This is a genomic window from Lysobacter sp., assembly GCA_013141175.1.
GTDB lineage: Bacteria > Pseudomonadota > Gammaproteobacteria > Xanthomonadales > Xanthomonadaceae > Lysobacter_I.
In genome coordinates, this window is record JABFRN010000001.1 from 3,173,922 (window position 1) to 3,195,241 (window position 21,320).

The following is a 21,320-nucleotide window of genomic DNA, read 5'->3' on the forward strand; positions in this document are numbered from 1 at the left end:
CCAGCGCATGACATCATCGACAGAAAAGCCCGCAGACGCTGGAGGCTCTTCGCTGGCCGATCGGTTGGCCAAATTGAGTCCGCAACAGCGCGAATTGCTGCTCCGCAATCTCGGCCAGCGTGGCGCCGGGGTCGCGACGGACAGCGAGCCGACCGCGCGCGCGGTCGTCGGGCAGCCGTTGCCGTTGACGCCCGCGCAGCAGCAGATGTGGGTATTCGAACGGCTGCAGCCGGGCACCAGCGCGTACCTGATCTACAACCATCTGCTGCTCGAAGGCCCGCTCGATATCGCGGTACTGGAAGCGGCATGCGCTGTGGTGATCCAACGCCACGACATGTTGCGGACCAGCTATTCCGAGCGTGCCGGCGAGCCCGTGCAGACGGTCGCCGAGCGCGTGGAATTCTCGATCCCGGTCATCGATCTGTCGACTCTGCCGGAAGCGGAGCGCGGCGTCGCCATGCAGCGCGAGGTCGACAGGGAATCGGCGCGGCCGTTCGATCTGTCGCGCGCACCCTTGATGCGGTCGGTGATCCTCCGGTTGGCGCCCGATCGGCATGTCTGGTTGCTGAGTACCCATCACATCATGTCCGACGCATGGTCGGTGGGCATGGTCGAGAACGAAGTCACCCATTGCTACAACGCCATGCTCGCCGGGGAGTCGCCACGATTGGCGCATAAAGCGCTGCAGTTCGCCGACGTGGTCCTTTGGCAGGCCGAACCCGTGCAGCAGCAGCGGATAAGCCGCCAGATCGAATTCTGGAGAGAGGCGCTTTCGGGGACATCGGGCTTGCTGGATCTGCCCACCGACCACCCTCGCGCGGCGGTGCTTTCTCCGCGCGGCGCTCGCCATGAGTTCGCCATGAGCGTCGAATTCCGCGACCGCGTGTCGGGACTCGCGCGCGCCGAAAACACGACCATTTTCGTGGTGTTGCTCTCCGCGTTCCAGGCGCTGCTCGCGCGCTATTCCGGGGATACCGATATCGTGGTGGGCACGCCGGTGGCCAATCGACGGGTGGCTGACCTCGAGCCGTTGGTGGGACTGTTCGTCAACACCACCGCCTTGCGTGGAGATCTCTCCGGAGACCCCTCGTTCCGCGAACTGTTCGCGCGCAACCGCAACCACGTCCTGTCCGCGCTCGAAAATGCCGATGCGCCGCTGGAGCGCGTGCTCGACCACCTCAATATCGAACGCGCGCCGGGCCGGACGCCGTTGTTCCAGACCATGTTCGTACTGCAGAACACGGCGGACAGCGAATCGTTTCCGATGAAAGGCATCAAGAAGACATGGGTCGACAACGCGATCGAAACCGCGCGCTTCGAGCTGACGCTGTCGCTGATGGAGTGCAAGCGTGGGCTGCTGTGCCTGATCGACTACAGCTCCGATCTGTTCCTCGAGTCCACGATCGTGCGCATGGCCGGGCATTTCGAAGCGCTGTTGCGCGGCATGGTCGAGCAGCCCGGGCTGCCGATCTCGCATCCGTCGCTGATCACCGATGACGAGCGTGCCGAACTGCTGTCGCTCGGCGATGGCGGGCCTGCGCTGGCTGGCGAGGGCGACACGCTGCACGACCTGTTCGCGCTGCAGGCCGCGCGCACGCCCGATGCGATCGCGCTGGTGGAACCGGGGCCGGACGGTAGCGTGCGCGAATGGACCTATGCGCAAGCGCTTTCCCGCGTCAACGGCATCGGATCGGCGCTGCAGGCGAAGGGCGTGGGCCCCGGCGAGTTCGTGGCGATCCTGACCGATCGTTCCGCCGAAGCGACACTGGCGGTGCTGGGCGTGTTGGCGTCTGGCGCCGCTTATCTTCCGCTCGATCCGTCGAATCCCGACGAGCGACTGGGTTTCCTGCTCGATGATGCAGGCGCACGCGCGCTGCTGGTGCCGACGCAGCTCCGCGCGCGTGCCGACGAACTGGTTTCGGCGACGCCAGCCTTGCGCGCGCATGTGCTGCACACCGATGAAATCGCTGCCGCGGACGCCGCACCCGTAGTCGAACGCCGCGGCGACGATGTCGCTTACCTGATCTACACCTCGGGTTCCACCGGCATGCCGAAAGGCGTCGTGGTGGAGCATCGCGGCGCGGTGAACCTGGTCCGGGGTTTCCTGGCGCGGCATCGTTTCGAGGGCCAGCGACTGTTGATGATCCCGCCGCTGATTTTCGACGCCTCGGTCGGCGATGTGTTCCCGGTATTGGCCTGCGGTGCTGCGCTGGTGCTGCATCCGTCGCCCACCGAACTCGGGCCGTCGGAACTCGAGCGCTTCTGCCGCGAGTTCCATGTCACCGCCATCGATGCGCCGACGGCGCTGTGGCGGCGTTGGAGCGAAGGCTGGTCGCTGCGCACCCGCAGCGAACCGCCGTTGCCCGGTTTGAACCTGATGATGGTCGGGGGCGAAAGCGTCCCGGTCGAACAGGTGCGCCGCTTCGCCGGGACCACCGGACGCAAGGCGACGCTCTGCAACCATTACGGCCCGACCGAGGCATCGGTGTGCGCGACGCTCTATTCGACGACCGATGGCGCCGAGATCGCATCGCTCGATCTGCCGATCGGACGGCCGCTGCCCGGTGTCCGCATCTACCTGTTGGATTCGCATCGGCAACCGGTGCCTCGCGGTGTGGTCGGCGAGCTTTACATCGGCGGGCATGGGGTGGCGCGCGGTTACCTTGGCGCGCCCGAATTGACGGCGGAACGTTTCGTCGACGACGCGTTCAGCACGGAACAGGGCGCGCGGATGTATCGCACCGGCGATCTCGCGCGCTGGAACAGGGACGGCACGCTGCAGTTCGTCGGTCGACGGGACCACCAGATCAAACTGCGCGGCGTGCGTATCGAGCTGGGCGAGATCGACAACGCGCTCGCGGCGCTTCCCGGTGTACAGACCGCGGTGACGCTGCTGCGCGAGGATCGCCCCGGCGACCGCCGCCTGGTCGCTTATGTCGTGGTCGATCGGCAGGACATCGACGCCGCGGCGCTGCGCGCCGGACTCGCGCGCCGTCTGCCCGAAGCGATGCTGCCGTCGGCGTTCGTGTTCCTGCCGGCGATGCCGTTGACCGCCAATGGCAAGATCGATCGCCGTGCCTTGCCTGCACCGAGCGCGGAGACGCCGGCGGAACGCGCGATACGCGCGCCGCGGACGCCGACCGAGCATGCGGTGCTCGCGGTCTGGCGCGAGGTCATCGGCCGCGAGGACCTGAGCACCGACGACGATTTCTTCGCGAGTGGCGGCGATTCGCTGTCGACCTTGCCGCTGGTGTTCAAGCTGCAGGCGGCGTTGGGCGTGGAAGTGCCGCTGTCTGCGGTGTTCTCGACGCCGACGATCTCCGGCCTGTCGGAGAGCATCGACCGCCTGCTCGGCGGCGGCGAACTCGATCGCATCGACCTCGCTTCGCGGGTGGTATTGCCCGAGGAGATCGATGGTCGTCTTGTCGCGGCGGCGATCGCGCCCCGAGAAACGCCGCGCTCGGTGCTGTTGACCGGCGCGACCGGCTTTCTCGGCGCCTATGTCCTGCGCGATCTGATCGACCTGACGGCTGCCGAAGTGGTATGCCTGGTGCGCGCCGACAACGCGCAGGAAGGCGTGCAGCGGATCCGCAACAACCTCGAACAATACGGACTCTGGCGCGATGGCGACGAAGCGCGTCTGCATCCGTTGGTCGGTGACTTGTCCAGTCCTCGCTTCGGGCTGAGCGAAGAGGCATACGCGGATGCGGCGGATCGCATCGACGCGATCATCCACAACGGCGGCATGGTCAATTTCCTGGCGCCGTACAGTCGGCATGAGGCTGCGAACGTCGGTGGCACGCGCGAAGTCCTGCGCCTGGCGACGACTTCACATTTGAAACCCGTGCAACTGGTCTCGACGCTCGGCGTTTGCCTGACCGAGAGCAATTACGGTCGAACCGTTCGCGAATCCGATCCGCCGCCGCACCACGAAAGCCAGCACGATGGTTACAACCAGAGCAAATGGGTCAGCGAGCAACTGGGCATCGTCGCGCGTTCGCGTGGCGTGCCGGTCGCGATCCACCGGCCGGCGCGAGTCACCGGCGATGCCCGCACCGGCGTGGGAAACCCCGGCGATTATTTCAACGCATGGTTGACCGGCTGCATCCAGATGGGCCTGGGGCCGATCTGGCCCGATGATTACCTGGACATGACCCCGGTCGATTATGTCGCGCGCGCGATCGTGCAGATCATGCTCGGTGCGGGCGATCCCTGCGGCAATTACCACTATTTCAATCCGCACACCCTGTCCACGCACGATGCCGTCCTTGCGATGCGGGAGGCCGGTTTCCCGGTTCGCGAAGTGGAATACACGCAATGGCGAGGTGCGATGTTGACGGCGCTGTCGAACGGCACGGGCAATGCGCTTGAACCCTTCGCCGGACTGTTTCCCGAACTCTGGCCGTCCACGCCGGATCCGACGATCTTCGACTGCAGCGCCACCGAGGCGACGGTCGCTCCGCTCGGTACGTTCTGTCCACCTGCGGACCGGGCCTTGCTGATCCGTTATCTGAGATTCCTGCAACTGCGCGGGTTCCTTCCGGCGACGGCCTCGTCATGAACAAGCCGGACAACATCGTTTCCGAGTTTCGCGATTTCCTGCAGATATGGTTCGGGCAGCTGGTTTCGGGCGTGGGCTCGCAGCTCACCAGTTTCGCGCTGGGTTTGTGGGTCTACCAGACCACCGGTTCGATCACGCGATTCGCGCTGGTGTTCGTGTCGATGGCGGTGCCGACACTGGTGCTGCTGCCTTTCGCCGGCGCACTGGTCGATCGCTGGGATCGACGGCGCACGATGATCGTCTGCGAGAGCGTGTCCGCGATCGTGATCGGTTCGATGGCGCTGCAGGCGGCGATCGGGCAACTGAGCATGTGGCAGATCTACGTCGGTATCGGCATGACCGCGATGTCGAATGCATTGCTGCAGACCGCTTACGCGGCCAGCGTTCCGCTATTGGCGGATCGCGAGCGCCTGACCCGCGTCAACGGCCTGATCCAGACCGGGCAGGGCCTGGCGCTGGTGGGTGGGCCGGCGTTGGCCGGTATCCTGGTGAGCGTCATGGGCATCCCCGGTGTACTGGCGGTGGATGCGTTGACCTTCGTCGTCGGCGCGATCTGCGTCTCATTGGCGCGCATTCCGCGGCCGTTGCGCGATGACACCCAGAAGACCGACCTGCTTCGCGAGGCGCATGAGGGTTGGCGCTATGTCGCCGAGCGTCCGGGCCTGCTCGGCCTGCTCGGTCTCAGTGCCATCGGCAGTTTCCTGTACGCCATCGCCAGCATCACGATCACGCCGCTGGTCTTGATCACGACCCAGCAGGACGAGCGCATGCTCGGGCTGCAGATGTCGTTGAGCTGCAGCGGCCTGCTGGTCGGCGGGTTGCTGATCACGCTTTGGGGCGGGCCGCGACAGAAGATCCATGGCCTGCTCGGCTTCAGCGTGCTCAGCGGGTTCGCGATCGCCATCCATGGCCTGGCGCCGTCGCTGGCCCTGCTGATCGTCGCGGGCTTCATGATGTTCCTCACCATCCCGCCCGCGCAGTCGGCGAGCATGGCGCTGTGGCAGACCAAGGTCCCGTCGCACCTGCTGGGACGCACGATGGCGATACTGCGAATGACCAGCGAGGCGACGCTGCCGATCGGTTTCCTGCTCGCGGGTCCGTTGGCCGAGTTCGTGTTCGAGCCGGTGATGATGCCGGGCGGCGCGCTCGCCGGTACGGTCGGGTCGGTCATCGGCATCGGCCCGGGACGCGGGCTCGCGCTGCTGTTCATCGTGCTGGGCGTGTTGATGATGATCGTGGCTGCTGCAGGCTATGGAATACGTTCAATTCGAAGGATCGAAGTCGAGATTCCCGACGCGCCGCTGCCCGCGATCGCGACTTGAATGCGACAGGATCGAACCACCATGGAGACAACGACGGATATGGAGCGTGACTCGCGGCGATATATCGAGGTGCATTCTCACCCCGCGGGTATGTCGAGCAATGCGGTTGTCCGGGCCGAGGATCCGGTCATGTGGGAAGGACATCGGAACGTGCTGGGCCTCGCGTGCAGGTCGCGCCAAAGACCGCGAGCGATATTCGCGGTTTCCGCGACACATGCGCAACGCAGATCATTCATGGGAAGAATTCAATGAGCGCTAACAATCAGACCACGGCGACCCGGCCCAACCCGGAGGGATCCGCAGTCTCCGCAAGCGGCGACGCTGTGAAACATCCGCTGCAGCTTCGACGCGCGTCGGAAGTGGATGCCGGCAACGACGCCGAATCGCCCCTGGGTGCCACCATCGCCTGGGCCCGCAGGTTCCTGGCACGGCCGCATCCTGACCTTGGACGCGCCGGCCCGGTGTGTCCGTTCACGCCGATGGCGCTGGAGCTCGACACCATCTGGTTGATCGAGATCGCCGAATCGAAGCCGGATCCGCTGTGGATGCAGGAGACCATCGAACAATGCCGGCAGGTGTTCATGGAAACCGAGCCGCGCGAAGGGCCGCTCTCCATCAACAAGGTGATCATGGTGGTGTTCTCCGGCATGAGCGCCGACGACGCTCCGTGGATCGACGCGTTGCAGGCGAAGTTGAAACCCAACTTCGTCGATGTCGGTCTGATGCTCGGCGAGTTCCACTCCAAGAACGACACGCCCGGCCTGCGCAACGAGAACTTCCGCCCGCTGCGCAGTCCCATTCCGATGCTGGTGATCCGGCACATGGTCGAATCCGACCTGCCGTTCCTCAAGCGCGAATGCGATCAGCCGGAGGTGCGCATTTCCTATCTGCGCTCTTACCTGCGCCGTCTCGGCGCGAACATACGCCGGAACTATTTCGACCAGGCCGTCGATGCGCTGGTGGACGCCGAAATCGAACTGCGCGCGAATGCGCGCGCGGGGGGGCTGTCATGAGCGGATCGTCTTCAGGCATGCAACGCGTCGCGATCGTCGGCGGTGGCCTCGCCGGCTCCCTGCTCGCGCTGGCGCTGTCGGAGCGTGGCTACGAAGTCGATGTGTTCGAACGTCGCGGCGACCCCCGCGCCGCCGGTGCCGAAAGCGGTCGTTCGATCAACCTCGGCCTGTCCAAGCGCGGTATCCAGGCATTGACCGAGGTCGGCCTGATCGACATGGTGATGCCGATGACCGTGGTGATGCGCGGTCGCGTGATCCATGCGCCCGACGGCACCACCCGCTTCCAGCCCTACGGCAAGAACGGCGGAGAAGTGCTGTATTCGATCGACCGCAGCGAACTGATCCGGCTGCTGCTCGATCGCGCCGAGCGCCAGCCCGGCGTCAAGCTGCATTTCGAACACCGCTTCGTTTCGGCGGACAAGGAACGCCGCGAACTCGAAATCGAATCCGAAGGCGCGGTCCGCCGTGTCGCCGCCGACTGGGTGATCTGCGCCGACGGCGCGTTCTCGCGCTGTCGCCCTGAGATGCAGCATGGCCTGCGCGCCGATTACCACCGTGAATATCTGGAGTGGGGTTACAAGGAGCTCTCGCTTGCAGCCGGGCCCGATGGGCAGTCGGTGATCGACCTCACCGCGTTGCACGTGTGGCCGCGCGCGCATTGTCTGTTCGTCTCCCATCCCAACCGAGACGGTTCGCATACGCTGACCCTGTTCCTGCCGCACGAAGGACCGGACAGTTTCGAGACGGCGAAAACGCCGGACGACATCCGCACGCTGTTCCAGAAGTATTTCCCGGACCTGCTGCCGATGCTGCCCGGGCTGGTCGAGCAATGGACCAGTCGTCCGACCGGCGCGCTGCTCACCACCAAGACCGCACCGTGGCGTTTCGAGGACTGGATGGTACTGGTCGGCGATTCCGCGCACGCGGTGTATCCGTTCTACGGCCAGGGCATGAACTCGGCGTTCGAGGACTGCTCGGCGCTGCTGTCGGCGCTGAAAACGCACGCCAGCGATCGCAAGCGCGCATTCACCGCCTACGAACAATCGAGGCGCCCGCAGACCGACGTGCTGATGGAGTTGTCGAAAGCCAACTTCGTGGAATTGCGGCAGAAAGTCAGTTCGCCGTGGTTCGTCGCCCGCAAGCGCCTGGATGTCGCCCTCAGCCGGTTGATGCCGAATGTGTGGCTGCCGATCTACACGATGGTCTCGCACACCACCATGCCTTACTCGGATGCACTGGCGCGTGCGCGCAAGCAGGACCGCATCCTCGGCGTGTCCGTGGCCATGTGCGCGCTGGCGATCGGCACGGGCGCCTGGTGGATGCTGGGCCCGCTGAGACCAGGTGGGCGGACAACGATATGTCGCTGTTCCGCCCCTTGCTGCCGGACGACGTCCTGATCGCCGAAATGGCGCCGGCCGATGCCGACCCTTCGGCGCTGCCGTTGCCTGAGCGCGGCCTGATCGAACGCGCCGTGGTGCACCGGCAGCAGGAATTCGCGGCCGGCCGGATCTTGGCGCGCGGTCTGCTGCGTCATGCCGGCGCGGACACCGATGCACTGCTTCGCGACGCCGACCGCGTGCCGACCTGGCCGCAGACGATCGTCGGTTCGATCACCCACTGCCGATCGCTGTGCGCGGTGGCGGTCGTGCCGCGAGCGATCAGCGCCGGGATCGGTATCGATGTCGAGCCGGCCAGGCCGATCGGCGAAGATCTGCACGCGATGATTCTTCGCGACGCAGAGCGCAGCCGCATCGACGCGCTGCCTCCGGCGCTCCGTCCGTTGGGCGCGATCCTGGTGTTTTCGATCAAGGAAGCGGTGTACAAGGCGATCTATCCCGAACGCCGGTACTTCCTCGATTTCCAGCAGGTCGAGATCATGTTCACCGGCGACGATGGCTTCGTCGCCGAGGTGCTGGTGCCGGAGGCGAGCTTTCCGGGGTTGTCGTACATTTCCGGGCGCTACCGCGTCGCCGATGGCCATATCGCCAGTGCGGTGCTGTTGCCGCCGATGACGTGATCGGCGGTCAATCGCCAGGAAACTTTCAGGAAACCGTCATCCGGTATCCGTGCAGGCGCTCGTAGATCGGCCGGCAGATGTCCGCCGTCGCAAGCGCGTCGCCTGTCAGCGTTTCTTCGCGTGGCCGCCATGGTTCGAAGCCGGTCGAGCGCCAGACCGCGTCGTACCAGTAGGGCGCCCACACGCCGTCGCTGTCGCGCGGGCCTGCGGGCCACGACAGCATGCGTGGCGTGAACGCGATGCCGAGCCGGTCGCACAGCGCGCGCAGGTGCGCTTCCGGCGCGCGCAGGAAACCGCCGGCATCGATGACGATGGGCGCTTCGCCGAGCGCATCGCAGAGCAGATCGAACAAGCGGCCCTGCTGCGGCAGGCCGATGTCGTCCGGGGTCACCGTCGCGCGCGATTTGATGTACGAGGCGACGACTTCCGCCGGATCGCGGATCAGCAGCACGTTGCGCAGCTTCAATACCCAGTCGGTCTCCATGTCCGCCAGCAGATGATGGTTCATGTGCTTCTGGTACCAGATCGCCTTTCCGCCCGGCACCGGGCCGAGCAGCGCATCGGCGACACGCCGCCAGTCGGTGTCGCCGGCGGCGATCACCTCGTCGCGGCCCGGGTGGTCGATGCCCGTCGTCGCCAGATAGGCCGCATACAGCGGTTCGTCGCTGACCGCGCAATCCTCGCGGTTTTCCCAGGCGCGCATCATCGCCGTGGAGATGTTGCGCGGGCCGCTCCACATCGCGATGCGCAGTGGATTTCCGGCGATGCTCATGCGAGGCGCACGCCCGCGCGCATCGCGATGTCGCGGGCGATCAGATCGCGATACAGCGCTCGCAGGCGCGTCACCATCGGTCCCGGAAGCGCGGGATCGCCCTCGCCGATGATCCTGCCATCGATGCTGCGCACCGGCGCCAGTCCCGCGAACGTGCCGGTCGTGAACGCTTCGTCTGCGGAGTACACCTGGGTCAGGCTGAAGTTCTTCTCGAAGCACGGGATGCCGGCTTCGCGACACGCGCGCAGCACGTTCGCGCGGGTGATGCCGCCGAGACAGTAATCGCCGGTCGACGTCCAGACTTCGTCGCGACGCACGATGAAGAAATGCGTCGAGTTGCAGGTCGCGACGAAGCCGTGCGGATCCAGCATCAACGCTTCGTCGGCGCCGGCTTCGGTCGCCTGGATGCAGGCGGTGATGCAATTGAGCTTGCTGTGGCTGTTGAGCTTCGGGTCCTGCACGTCGGGATAGCCACGACGCACGTGCACGGTGAACAGGCGCAGTCCCTTCGCGAGCGTTTCGGGCTTCGCGACCTTGAATTCCGGGATGATCACCACCGTCGCCGGGCCCACGGTCACGCGCGGGTCCTGGTAGGGCGTGCGCTTCACGCCGCGCGTCACCATCAGCCGCATGTGCACGCCGTCGCGCATGCCGTTGGCGTCCAGCGTGGCGTAGAGCGCGCGCGTCAGCTGCACGCGATCCAGGCCGATATCGAGCGCGATCGCTTTCGCGCCTTCGAACAAGCGGTCGAGATGTTCGTCGAGAAAGACCGGATGTCCATCGATCACCCGCAGGCCTTCCCACACGCCGTCGCCGAGTACGAAACCGCTGTCGAACACCGAGACCGTGGCCTCCGCGCGCGGTTTCAACGCCCCGTTGATCCAGATCCGGATCTCCGCGTTGCGCGGGTCGTCGTGGAAATCGTGGATGCTCTGCGCCATTGCCGGCCTCGTCTGCCCGTGCTTGCCGGGGGAAGGTCGAGTGTAGAGCCAGTCATGCGCCTGCGGGAGGCGATGGCCGCGATCGGGTTGCGGCACCGCCGGAAAGGCTTGTATTCGTTGACTTTCGGCGGCGTGGAGCCTAACTTTGCCGGATCAGCGATTGAACAAGGTGGCCCCGGGCAACCGGCGCCGAGCGTGCGACATGAGCACTACCACCGACCCCTGATCACGACGCCCAAGGCCCGCGACCACGCGAAGCGCCTTCGGGGCGCTTTTTTCTTGTCTTCCGTTCGCTTCCAGACTTCATTCGATACGACACCCCATGATCGCCATCACGCTCCCCGACGGCAGCCGCCGTGAATTCGAAACCTCGCCCACGGTCGGCGAAGTCGCCGCCTCGATCGGCGCCGGCCTGGCCAAGGCCGCGCTCGCCGGCAAGGTCGACGGCCAACTCGTCGACACCAGCTATCGCATCGAGCGCGATGCCGGGCTCGAAATCGTCACCGACAAGCATCCCGACGCGCTGGACATCCTGCGCCACTCCACCGCGCATCTGCTGGCGCAGGCCGTGCAGCGACTGTTCCCGGGCGCGCAGGTCACCATCGGTCCGGTGATCGACAACGGCTTCTACTACGACTTCGCCTACGAGCGCCCGTTCACGCCGGAAGATCTGCCGGCGATCGAGGCCGAGATGCAGAAGATCGTCAAGGAAGCGCACCCGGTCGCGCGCAGCGTGAAGACGCGCGACGCCGCGGTCGCGTTCTTCAAGGGCATCGGCGAGGCCTACAAGGCCGAGATCATCGAAAGCATCCCGGCCGATCAGGACCTGTCCCTGTATTCGCAGGGCGAGTTCACCGACCTCTGCCGCGGCCCGCACGTGCCCGGCACCGACAAGCTGCGCGCCTTCAAGCTGATGAAGGTCGCGGGCGCCTACTGGCGCGGCGACAGCAACAACCAGATGCTCAGCCGCATCTACGGCACCGCATGGTTGAACGACAAGGATCTGAAGGCGTATCTCACCCAGATCGAGGAAGCCGAGAAGCGCGACCATCGCAAGATCGCCAAGCAGCAGGACCTGTTCCATCTGCAGGAAGAAGGCCCGGGCCTGATCTTCTGGCACCCGAAGGGCTGGGCGATCTGGCAGGTGGTCGAGCAGTACATGCGTCGGGTCTATCGCGACAGCGGCTACCAGGAAGTGCGCTGTCCGCAGATCCTCGACGTGACCCTGTGGCAGAAATCCGGTCACTGGGACAACTACAAGGACAACATGTTCTTCACCGAATCGGAGAAGCGCACCTATGCGCTGAAGCCGATGAACTGCCCGGGCCATGTGCAGGTGTTCAACCAGGGCCTGCACAGCTACCGCGACCTCCCGATCCGCTACGGCGAATTCGGTGCCTGCCACCGCAACGAGCCCTCTGGCGCGCTGCACGGCATTCTCCGCGTGCGCGGCTTCACCCAGGACGACGGCCACGTCTTCTGCACCGAGAGCCAGATCGAGGACGAAGTCCGCGCATTCCATCGGCAGGCGCTGGCGGTCTACAGCCACTTCGGCTTCAGTGAGATCCAGATCAAGATCGCCCTGCGCCCGGAGTCCCGGCTCGGCGACGACGCCACCTGGGACAAGGCCGAAGATGCCCTGCGTTCGGCCCTGCGCTCGGCCGGCGTGGAATGGGAGGAGCTGCCCGGCGAGGGCGCCTTCTACGGCCCGAAGATCGAATACCACCTCAAGGACGCCATCGGCCGGACCTGGCAGCTCGGCACGATGCAGGTCGATTTCATGATGCCCGGCCGCCTCGGCGCCGAATACGTGGACGAGCACAGCCAGCGCCGCCACCCGGTCATGCTGCACCGCGCCATCGTCGGTTCCATGGAGCGTTTCATCGGTATCCTGATCGAGCACCATGCCGGTCAATTCCCGGCCTGGCTGGCCCCGATCCAGGCAGTCGTGATGAATATCACGGATGCGCAGGCCGATTATGTGGATGAAATTCGGAAAACCCTTATGAATCAAGGCTTCCGGATTGCGGCTGATTTGCGGAACGAGAAAATCGGCTATAAGATTCGCGAGCACACGCTGCAGCGGGTGCCGTACCTGCTCGTGGTCGGGGACCGCGAGAAGGAAAACGGGCTTGTCGCAGTGCGCACGCGGGCCGGGGAGGATCTGGGTTCCATGTCCATCGCCGATTTTCTTGCGCACGTCGCCAACGAACACGCTGCCGCTTGATGTGAATGCCGTTCGGCGTATTGCCGGACGGTCCGATACCCCTTGGAGATCCAGATATCAGTACCCCCCAGGATAAGCAGAACCGCAAGAACAACGAGATCCGCGTTCCGCGCGTTCGCGTCATCGGCAGCGACGGCGAAATGGTCGGCGTGCTTTCGCGCGACGAAGCGCTGGCGAAAGCCGAGGAAGAAGGTCTCGATCTTGTCGAAATCCAGCCGAATGCGGACCCGCCGGTTTGTCGCATCATGGACTTCGGCAAGTTCAAGTTCGAAACGCAGAAAAAAGCGGCTGCTGCGAAAAAGAAGCAGAAAGTCGTCGAGATCAAGGAAGTCAAGTTCCGTCCGGTCACGGACGAGGGCGACTACCAGATCAAGCTGCGCAAGATGCGCGAGTTCCTGGAAGAGGGCGACAAGATCAAGGTCAACATCCGGTTCCGTGGGCGCGAAATGAGCCACATGGAACTGGGCCGCGAAATGGCCAACCGGATCGAGACCGACCTCGGCGAGGACATCGTCATCGAATCGCGACCGCGCCTCGAAGGGCGGCAGATGGTCATGATGATCGCTCCGAAAAAGAAGTAGGTCTGCCGGCTTCCAAGGTGGACGAAAGACCGGAGGGCGCCACAAGGCGCCCTTCTTTGCGATCGGTCCTGTCCACCCCTGTATCGGGGTCGGGTGTAGGATCGAATGTGCCGTCGATGCCTTCCGCTTATCACCCCGAGCCGGTTTCGCGCAGGAGTCCCATGCCCAGCACCCGATCCCGTCTATCCGTTGTCCTCGTTTCGCTTATGATTGCCGCTTGTGCGATCTGTTCAGCTTGCGCCAGGGAGAAGCACGCAATGCCAACCGATGCTGTAGATGCCCGTATCGTCTTCGCCGACCCGAATGTGGTCGCGTTGGCCGAAGCGGTTGCCGATGGCGACGCCGCCAGCGTTCGTACCCTGGCCCCCGGAGTGGATCTGTCCACCCGTGGGGACAAGAACGTCACCTTGCTGCAGTGGGCGGTGCTCAACCAGAGCCTTGCTGGAATGAAGGCGCTGCTCGATGCGGGCGCCGATCCGGCCCAGGCCGGCATGGACAACGATACGGTCGTCCATATGGCCGCGATGGCGAACGATACCGCCTACCTGTCCGAACTACTGTCGCGAGGCGTCGATCCGAACGTCCGCAACGCCGAGTCGGGCGCCGGGCCGCTGCGCGCGGCGCTCATGGGCGAACGCGACGAACAGTTCCGCGCCTTGTTGGCTGCTGGCGCCGATCCGGATCTGGCGGATCGCATGGGCAATACGCCGCTGCATGTCGCCGGTCAGATCAACGAGCCGCAACGCGCGCTCGACCTGCTCAATGCGGGCGCGGATCCGATGGCGCGCAACGCCCAGGGCGTGACCTTCCAGCGCTATCTGTTCATGACCCGCGCCGCGTTGCTCAATGAAGAGACTCGACGCAGCCGCGAGGCGGTCGAGGCATGGTTGACGACGCATCATATTTCGCTGGAAAGCGCTCGCTGATTCATCGCCGGCGGGTTGCAATTCGACGATCGGGTCGCCTCCCGATCAATGTTTCCGATATCGGGGAGTGGCAAGGATGAATGCGCAGATCGATCCAAACAGCCCGCAGGGCGGCCGTCAGACCGTCGACCCCCTGACCGGCAATACCTATGTGCGACCGTCCTTCGCCGATGAAGTGCGTGGCCCGGCGCCGAAGGACATCGATCTCACCCTGGCGCAGATGTCGAAGGACGTTTATCGCTCCGACGAGCGCGAACGGGGCGAGATCGCAGGCTGGAAACCGCTGACCGACGAACAGTTCCGCAAGGTCGGTATCGATCCGTCGCTGCGGACCAACGACGCCAGCGGATTCGACGCCGACATCTATACCGATGGACGCGGCCGTTACGCGCTGGCCTTCCGCGGCACCGACGCCGGCAAGGACTGGGCGACCAATCTCGGCCAGGGCATCGGTCTTGAAACCGCGCAGTACAATCAGGCCATCGCGCTGTCCCGGCAGGCCAAGGTTGCGTTCGGCGACGAACTCGTCATCACCGGCCACTCGCTTGGCGGTGGTCTTGCCGCAGTGGGTGCCGCTGCCGCCGATACGCCCGCAGTCACCTTCAACGCCGCAGGCGTGAAGGACAGGACGCTCGAGCGCATCGGTCTGGACGCATCGGCGGTGAAGGACCAGGCCGAGAACGGCCAGATGCGCCGTTATGCGGTCGACAACGAAATCCTGACCGGGCTGCAGGAACGCAACATCGTGACCAAGCACCTGCTACCCGACGCGATCGGCAACAAGGTCTCGCTGCCGGATCCCGATCCGCTCAGCTTCTGGCAGAACCTCAATCCTGTGAAGTCGGTCAAGCACGGCATCGAGATGCACATGATGGACTCGGTGATCCGGGCCCAGGAAAAAGCCTTTGGCCACGGCATCGGCGAGAACGGCCTGATGTCGCATCCCGACCACGCTTTCAATCCCCAGTACCAGCGCGTGTTCGATCAGTTGCAGCCGCAACTGGAGCAGCGGGGCATCGGTATCCGCGAATCGCAGAACGCAGCCGGTGCGCTGGCGCTGGAAGCGCAACGGAACGGTATCGCGCCCGATCGCATCGTGGCCAATGGCGACCGTGTCTTCGCGGTGCAGGGTGCGCAACCCGAGAGCCAGCGCTACGTCCAGGTCGATCTGCAGGCCAGCATGCAGGTTCCGTTGATGGAGAGCAGCAAGATGTCGCTGGGTCTGATCACGGCACAGCAGCAGTCAAACCCGCAGCCGGCCAATACGCAGCAGCAGACCAACGCCCCGCAGACGCCGGATCCTGCCCAGGACCAGCAGGCCGCTCCGATGCGCGCCCGCCTGTAGCGGGCCGGTTTTCCCCGGCGTGAAGACCTGTTGGCGCGCACCGCGCCGCAGGTGCCGCATCTCTTTGGTTTGCAAAGAAAAAGCCTTCTGGGCATAATGGACGGCCCGGTTCGCCGGGGCGCTGTGCGCTTCACCATTGGACCCGCCTCTGATCCGGCATATTTTCTTCCGGATCAAGGGCCTATCACCGGCAGGGCAGGACGGAAAGTGTGGCTCGCGCCACCGCCCAGGCCAGTACTCGAAACGACCCCAAGGACCATCCATGCCCAAGATCAAGACCAATCGGGCGGCGGCCAAGCGCTTCCGGAAGACAGCTTCCGGCAAGTACAAATGCGGCCACGCCAACAAGAGCCACATCCTCACCAAGAAAGCGACCAAGCGGAAGCGCAACCTCCGGCAGACGAACCACGTTCGCGCCGAAGACGCAGGCCGTCTGGACCGCATGCTTCCGTACTTGTGAGGAGATTGAACAATGGCAAGAGTTAAACGTGGTGTCACGGCGCGTCGCCGTCACAAGAAAATCCTGAAGCAGGCCAAGGGCTACTACAACGCCCGCCGCAAAGTCTTCCGCGTCGCCAAACAGGCGGTCACGAAAGCGCTGCAGTACGCCTACATCGGCCGCAAGCAGAAGAAGCGCAATTTCCGCACGCTCTGGATCGCCCGCATCAATGCGGCTGCCCGCAGCAACGGCATCAGCTACAGCCGTTTCATCAACGGCCTGCTGAAAGCCGGTATCACCCTCGACCGCAAGGTGCTGGCCGATATCGCCGTGCACGACGCCAAGGGCTTTACCGCACTGGCCGAAAAGGCGAAGAGCGCGCTCGCGGCATAAGGCACGAGGACTCTTCCGGCACGGTCGCTCTCGAGCGGCTGCAGCGCGCGGAAGATCAGCGAACCATGCATGGGGAAGGGCGCAAGTCCTTCCCCATGTTCGTTTTGGGACAGTACGCACGAGTCGGACATGAGCGATATCGAACAATTTTCGGCGCAGGCCTTGGCTGACATCGCCACCGCCGGTACTCCCGACGCATTGGAAGCGCTGCGCGTCGCGCTGCTCGGCAAAAACGGCAGCGTCACCGCGCAATTGAAGGCGCTGGGTGCATTGCCGGCGGATCAGCGCAAGACGGCCGGTGAAGCGATCAACCGTGTCCGGGACGCCATCGGCGAAGCGCTGTCTACACGCAAGATCGCACTCGACGAGATCGTACTCAACGCGCGCCTCGCCGGCGAAACCATCGACATCACCCTGCCGGGCCGCGACGCTGCGCGCGGCGGGCTGCATCCGGTTTCGCGCACGCTCGAACGCATTACCGAAATCTTCGGCAGGCTCGGCTACGAACTCGCCGACGGCCCGGAGATCGAAGACGACTGGCACAATTTCGAGGCGCTCAATTTCCCGGCGCACCATCCCGCGCGCGCGATGCACGACACCTTTTATTTCGGCGATGGCCGCCTGTTGCGCACGCACACCTCGGGCGTGCAGGTGCGTTACATGAAGGAAGTCGCTCCGCCGCTGCGCATGATCGCCGCCGGGAAGGTCTATCGCAGCGACAGCGACCAGACCCACACGCCGATGTTCCATCAGGTCGAAGGCCTGCTGGTCGACGAACACGCCAGTTTCGCCGACCTCAAGGGCACGCTCGCGGAATTCGTGCGCGCATTCTTCGAGCGCGACTTCGAGATGCGGTTCCGCCCCAGCTACTTTCCTTTCACCGAACCGTCGGCGGAAGTCGACATCGCCTGGCAGCAGCCGGATGGTTCGATGCGCTGGCTCGAAGTGCTGGGCTGCGGCATGGTCCACCCCAACGTCCTGCGCAATGTCGGGATCGATCCGGAGCGCTATACCGGCTTCGCCTTCGGGCTCGGCGTCGAGCGCTTCGCGATGTTGCGCTACGGCGTGAGCGACCTGCGAGATTTTTTCGACAACGATGTGCGTTTCCTCAGGCAATTCGCGTGATTTGACTCGATCTGCGGGAGGGGCTTCAGCCCCGACTTCAGATGCCGGCGTCGGGGCTGAAGCCCCTCCCACAAAGAGCTCGTTGCAACATGAAATTTTCCGAAAACTGGCTGCGCCAACACGTCAAGACCGACGCTTCGCGCGATGAACTCGCGGCGACGCTGACCGCGATCGGTCTGGAAGTCGAAGAGATGGCCGTGCTCGGCGCTTCATTGGATGGCGTCGTCGTCGCACGCATCGTCGAATGCGCCAAGCATCCGGAAGCCGATCGCCTGCAGGTGTGTCAGGTCGATGCGGGGCAGGGCGGACTGCTGCAGATCGTCTGCGGCGCACCGAACGCGCGGCCGGGCCTGCTCGCGCCGCTCGCGACCATCGGCACGACGATCGGCGAACTCACGATCAAGGCCGCGAAACTGCGCAATGTCGAATCCAACGGCATGCTGTGCTCGGCGAAGGAACTCGGCATCGATGCCGATGCGTCCGGTCTGCTCGAACTGCCGGCCGATGCCCCGATCGGGGCACCGCTCGCCGATTATCTCGGCCTGCCCGATGCTTCGATCGAACTGAAGCTCACGCCGAACCGTGCCGACTGCTTCGGTGTGCGTGGCATCGCGTTCGATGTGGCCGCAGCGCTCGGCAGCCATGTCGAATGCCTGGATACCACGCCGGTCCCCGCGCAAAGCGACGCGACGCTTGCGGTCGAGTTGAACGCAGGCGCCGATGCGCCGCGTTATGTCGGACGTGTGATCGAGAACGTGAACACCACCGCCGCGACACCGCTGTGGATGGCCGAACGCCTGCGTCGCAGCGGCGTTCGCCCGATCAGTATTCTGGTCGATGTGACGCAATACGTGATGCTCGAACTCGGCCAGCCGATGCACGCGTTCGACCGCGATCTGTTGAAAGGTCCGGTCGGCGTGCGGCGCGCGCGCGCGGGCGAGGCGGTGAAGTTGCTCGATGGTCGTGATGCAGCGCTCGATGGCGAATTCCTGGCCGTCACCGATGCCGACCGCGTGGTCGCACTGGCCGGCATCATGGGCGGCCACGACACCCGCGTGACCGACACGACTCGCAATGTCTTTCTCGAAGCCGCGCACTTCGCGCCGGACGCGATCATCGGCCGCAGTCGCAGGATCGGCCTGCACACCGACGCCGGACATCGCTTCGAGCGAGGCGTCGATCCGGAACTGCCGCGCATTGCGGTCGAGTACGCAACGAAGCTCATTCTCGATGTTGCCGGCGGTGTGCCGGGTGCGGTGATCGAAGCCGTGCGCGATGCCGATCTGCCCAAACCGCAGATCGTGACGCTGCGCCGCGAACGTCTCGCACGGGTGCTCGGTGTGCGCGTGGCCGATGCTGAAGTCGAGCGCATCCTGCGCGCGCTGGGGTTGGGTGTCGAAGCCACTGCCGACGGCTGGCGCGTGACCGCACCGACGCGCCGCTTCGACATCGCGATCGAAGAAGACCTGATCGAGGAGATCGCCCGCATCCACGGCTACAACGCGATCCCGACCACGCTGCCGGGGGGGGCGGCGCGGGTAGTGTCTCCCAGCGAGACCGTATTGGACGAAGCCACCGTGCGCCGCCAACTGGTGGCCCGCGATTATCTCGAAGCGATCAACTACGCCTTCGTCGATGGCGATCTGCTCGCGAAGTGGCAGGTGAACGACGGCGGTGTGCCGCTCGCCAATCCGCTCAGCGCCGAGCTCAGCACCATGCGCACGATGCTCCTGCCGGGGCTGGTCGCCGCGCTGGGCCGCAATGCGGCGCGTCAGCAGTCGCGGGTGAGGCTGTTCGAGATCGGCAAGGTCTTTGCGGTCCGTACCGGCGATGCGCCCTTGGAAACCCGCCGTCTTGCGGCGGTGGCTTGCGGCGATGCCCAAGCCGAGCAGTGGAGCGATTCGGCCCGCCCTGTCGACTTCCACGATCTCAAGGGCGATCTCGACAGTCTGGCCACCGCCGCTGGCGCTACGCTCGAATACCGTCCGTCCCAAGCCGCCTGGGGCCATCCCGGCCGGTCGGCCGATGTGTATCGGATGGATGAAAGCGGCGATGGCGCGATCATCGGCTGGATCGGTCAGCTTCACCCGCGTCTGCAGCGAGCGCTTGATCTCGATGCCGTCGCAGTGGCCTTCGAGGTCGATCTGGCCGCCCTGCAGCGGCGTCCGCTGGCCCGTTCTGCCGCGCTCAGCCGCTTCCCGTCTGTCCGCCGGGATCTCGCGTTCGTCGTCCCGGACGGGGTGTCCTGGGCGGCCTTGGCGGGCACCGTGAAACGTGCCGCAGGGCCGTCTTTGCAGGACCTCCGGCTGTTCGACCGGTATGTCGGAAAGGGCGTCGAAACCGGATGCAAGAGCCTCGCTATGGGCTTGATTCTCCAAGAAGAATCACGCACTCTCACAGACCGCGATATCGATCAGGTGGTGGCTCAGGTCATCGCCGCGCTGCGCGGGGAACACGGCGCGGAAATCCGGTCGTGAACCAGGGCTTGGCCGGCATTCGTCGGTCCAGCCGTGGAGTGATTTGGGCTCGTTTTGGGGGAAACGGATGGCATTGACGAAGGCTGAAATGGCCGAGCGACTGTTCGACGAAGTCGGACTGAACAAACGCGAGGCGAAGGAATTCGTCGATGCGTTTTTCGACGTGCTTCGCGAAGCGCTGGAGCAGGGCCGCCAGGTCAAGCTGTCCGGGTTCGGCAATTTCGATCTGCGCCGCAAGAACCAGCGACCCGGCCGCAACCCCAAGACCGGCGAAGAGATCCCGATCTCGGCGCGCACCGTGGTGACGTTCCGCCCAGGCCAGAAGCTGAAGGAGCGCGTCGAAGCGTATTCCGGAGGCTTGGCCGATGCTTGACCCCGGCAGCAACCGCGAACTGCCGCCGATCCCGGCGAAGCGTTACTTCACCATCGGTGAAGTCAGCGAGCTGTGCGACGTGAAGCCGCATGTGCTGCGCTATTGGGAGACCGAATTTCCCAGCCTCAAGCCGGTGAAGCGACGCGGCAACCGTCGCTACTACCAGCGCCACGATGTGCTGATGGTCCGCCAGATACGCAGTCTGCTGTACGAACAGGGCTACACCATCGGCGGCGCGCGGCTGCGTCTCGACGGTGACGGCGCGAAGCAGGAGTCAGCGATGAGTTCGCAGATCATCCGCCAGGTGCGGATGGAGCTCGAAGAAGTCCTGCAACTGCTCAAGCGCTGATCGCTGGCCCAGCCCGCGTTCCAGCGGGTACAATGTTCGACCTACCCGGGGTATAGCGCAGCCTGGTAGCGCACCAGTCTGGGGGACTGGTGGTCGTCGGTTCGAATCCGGCTACCCCGACCAAATTAAAGTCCGGCAGTGGCCGGCAACATCCGATAAGCATTTGAAACCCCGGAGAAATCCGGGGTTTTTTCTTGTCTGGCGTCCGTGGATGTACCGTGCGAGCCCTGGATGCGGTGCTGCTCCTGGCGGGCGGTTTGATCTTTGATTCTGTTGATGACGTTCTGTTGACCCCGTGCCGATGTGCCGGACGTTTTCTTGGCATCAGGCGTGATGTATTTCCGAACAATGCAATCTCAAACAGTGATATCGCGTCCTGCCAAAATATAATGGGGTGCGCGGGTTGAAGATCGGTCATCGAGTCGTATTCGTACACTGTTGATCCATGCGAATACACGC

At 64.6% G+C, this 21,320-nt stretch carries 17 protein-coding genes and 1 tRNA gene; 16 read left to right on the plus strand and 2 right to left on the minus strand.

Going from position 1 to position 21,320, the window contains the following annotated elements:
• Positions 1–7: 7 nt before the first annotated feature.
• From HOP03_13940 to HOP03_13960, 5 genes are all read left to right on the plus strand, one after another.
• The gene (locus HOP03_13940) at positions 8–4,561 is read left to right on the plus strand and encodes an amino acid adenylation domain-containing protein (GenBank protein NOT89264.1); all 4,554 of its coding nucleotides are present in this window, start codon (positions 8–10) and stop codon (positions 4,559–4,561) included.
• Complete coding sequence (locus HOP03_13945; protein NOT89265.1) at positions 4,558–5,883, plus strand: MFS transporter; 1,326 nt, start codon at positions 4,558–4,560, stop codon at positions 5,881–5,883. The genes HOP03_13940 and HOP03_13945 overlap by 4 nt, the downstream gene beginning before the upstream one ends.
• A gap of 248 nt (positions 5,884–6,131) precedes the next feature.
• Positions 6,132–6,896 carry a hypothetical protein gene (locus HOP03_13950; GenBank protein ID NOT89266.1) on the plus strand — a complete coding sequence of 255 codons (765 nt, stop codon included), beginning with the start codon at positions 6,132–6,134 and terminating at the stop codon, positions 6,894–6,896.
• Between the two features lie 17 nt (positions 6,897–6,913).
• Complete coding sequence (locus HOP03_13955) at positions 6,914–8,293, plus strand: FAD-dependent monooxygenase (protein NOT89267.1); 1,380 nt, start codon at positions 6,914–6,916, stop codon at positions 8,291–8,293.
• Positions 8,254–8,913: a 4'-phosphopantetheinyl transferase superfamily protein gene (locus HOP03_13960; GenBank protein ID NOT89268.1), complete on the plus strand. Its 660-nt coding sequence runs from the start codon at positions 8,254–8,256 to the stop codon at positions 8,911–8,913. Before HOP03_13955 ends, HOP03_13960 begins: the two co-directional genes overlap by 40 nt.
• A gap of 25 nt (positions 8,914–8,938) precedes the next feature.
• Here HOP03_13960 and HOP03_13965 read toward each other — a convergent pair whose 3' ends face one another.
• Both HOP03_13965 and HOP03_13970 read right to left on the minus strand, forming a co-directional pair.
• Complete coding sequence (locus HOP03_13965; GenBank protein NOT89269.1) at positions 8,939–9,685, minus strand: HAD family hydrolase; 747 nt, start codon at positions 9,683–9,685, stop codon at positions 8,939–8,941.
• Complete coding sequence (locus HOP03_13970) at positions 9,682–10,626, minus strand: aminotransferase class IV (protein NOT89270.1); 945 nt, start codon at positions 10,624–10,626, stop codon at positions 9,682–9,684. The genes HOP03_13965 and HOP03_13970 overlap by 4 nt, the downstream gene beginning before the upstream one ends.
• A 322-nt stretch (positions 10,627–10,948) precedes the next feature.
• Between HOP03_13970 and thrS the strand changes: the two genes are divergently transcribed.
• From thrS to HOP03_14025, 11 genes are all read left to right on the plus strand, one after another.
• On the plus strand, positions 10,949–12,853 hold the full coding sequence (thrS, locus tag HOP03_13975) for a threonine--tRNA ligase (protein ID NOT89271.1): 1,905 nt from the start codon (positions 10,949–10,951) through the stop codon (positions 12,851–12,853).
• 5 nt (positions 12,854–12,858) lie between these two features.
• Entirely contained in the window at positions 12,859–13,434 is a 576-nt protein-coding gene (infC, locus tag HOP03_13980) for a translation initiation factor IF-3 (GenBank protein ID NOT89272.1), read from the plus strand.
• 257 nt (positions 13,435–13,691) lie between these two features.
• Positions 13,692–14,360, plus strand: coding sequence for a hypothetical protein (locus HOP03_13985; GenBank protein ID NOT89273.1), 669 nt, complete (start codon positions 13,692–13,694; stop codon positions 14,358–14,360).
• Between the two features lie 76 nt (positions 14,361–14,436).
• Positions 14,437–15,705 carry a DUF2974 domain-containing protein gene (locus tag HOP03_13990; GenBank protein NOT89274.1) on the plus strand — a complete coding sequence of 423 codons (1,269 nt, stop codon included), beginning with the start codon at positions 14,437–14,439 and terminating at the stop codon, positions 15,703–15,705.
• 262 nt (positions 15,706–15,967) lie between these two features.
• Positions 15,968–16,165, plus strand: a complete 198-nt coding sequence (gene rpmI / locus HOP03_13995) for a 50S ribosomal protein L35 (protein ID NOT89275.1) — start codon at positions 15,968–15,970, stop codon at positions 16,163–16,165.
• A 12-nt stretch (positions 16,166–16,177) separates the two neighbouring features.
• Entirely contained in the window at positions 16,178–16,537 is a 360-nt protein-coding gene (gene rplT / locus HOP03_14000; GenBank protein ID NOT89276.1) for a 50S ribosomal protein L20, read from the plus strand.
• A gap of 129 nt (positions 16,538–16,666) precedes the next feature.
• On the plus strand, positions 16,667–17,662 hold the full coding sequence (gene pheS, locus HOP03_14005) for a phenylalanine--tRNA ligase subunit alpha (GenBank protein ID NOT89277.1): 996 nt from the start codon (positions 16,667–16,669) through the stop codon (positions 17,660–17,662).
• A gap of 89 nt (positions 17,663–17,751) precedes the next feature.
• Entirely contained in the window at positions 17,752–20,139 is a 2,388-nt protein-coding gene (locus HOP03_14010; GenBank protein ID NOT89278.1) for a phenylalanine--tRNA ligase subunit beta, read from the plus strand.
• Positions 20,140–20,206: 67 nt separating this feature from the next.
• Positions 20,207–20,512: an integration host factor subunit alpha gene (locus HOP03_14015; GenBank protein NOT89279.1), complete on the plus strand. Its 306-nt coding sequence runs from the start codon at positions 20,207–20,209 to the stop codon at positions 20,510–20,512.
• Positions 20,505–20,861: a MerR family transcriptional regulator gene (locus tag HOP03_14020; GenBank protein ID NOT89280.1), complete on the plus strand. Its 357-nt coding sequence runs from the start codon at positions 20,505–20,507 to the stop codon at positions 20,859–20,861. Before HOP03_14015 ends, HOP03_14020 begins: the two co-directional genes overlap by 8 nt.
• A 46-nt stretch (positions 20,862–20,907) precedes the next feature.
• A tRNA-Pro gene (locus HOP03_14025) sits at positions 20,908–20,984 on the plus strand.
• Positions 20,985–21,320: the final 336 nt, after the last annotated feature.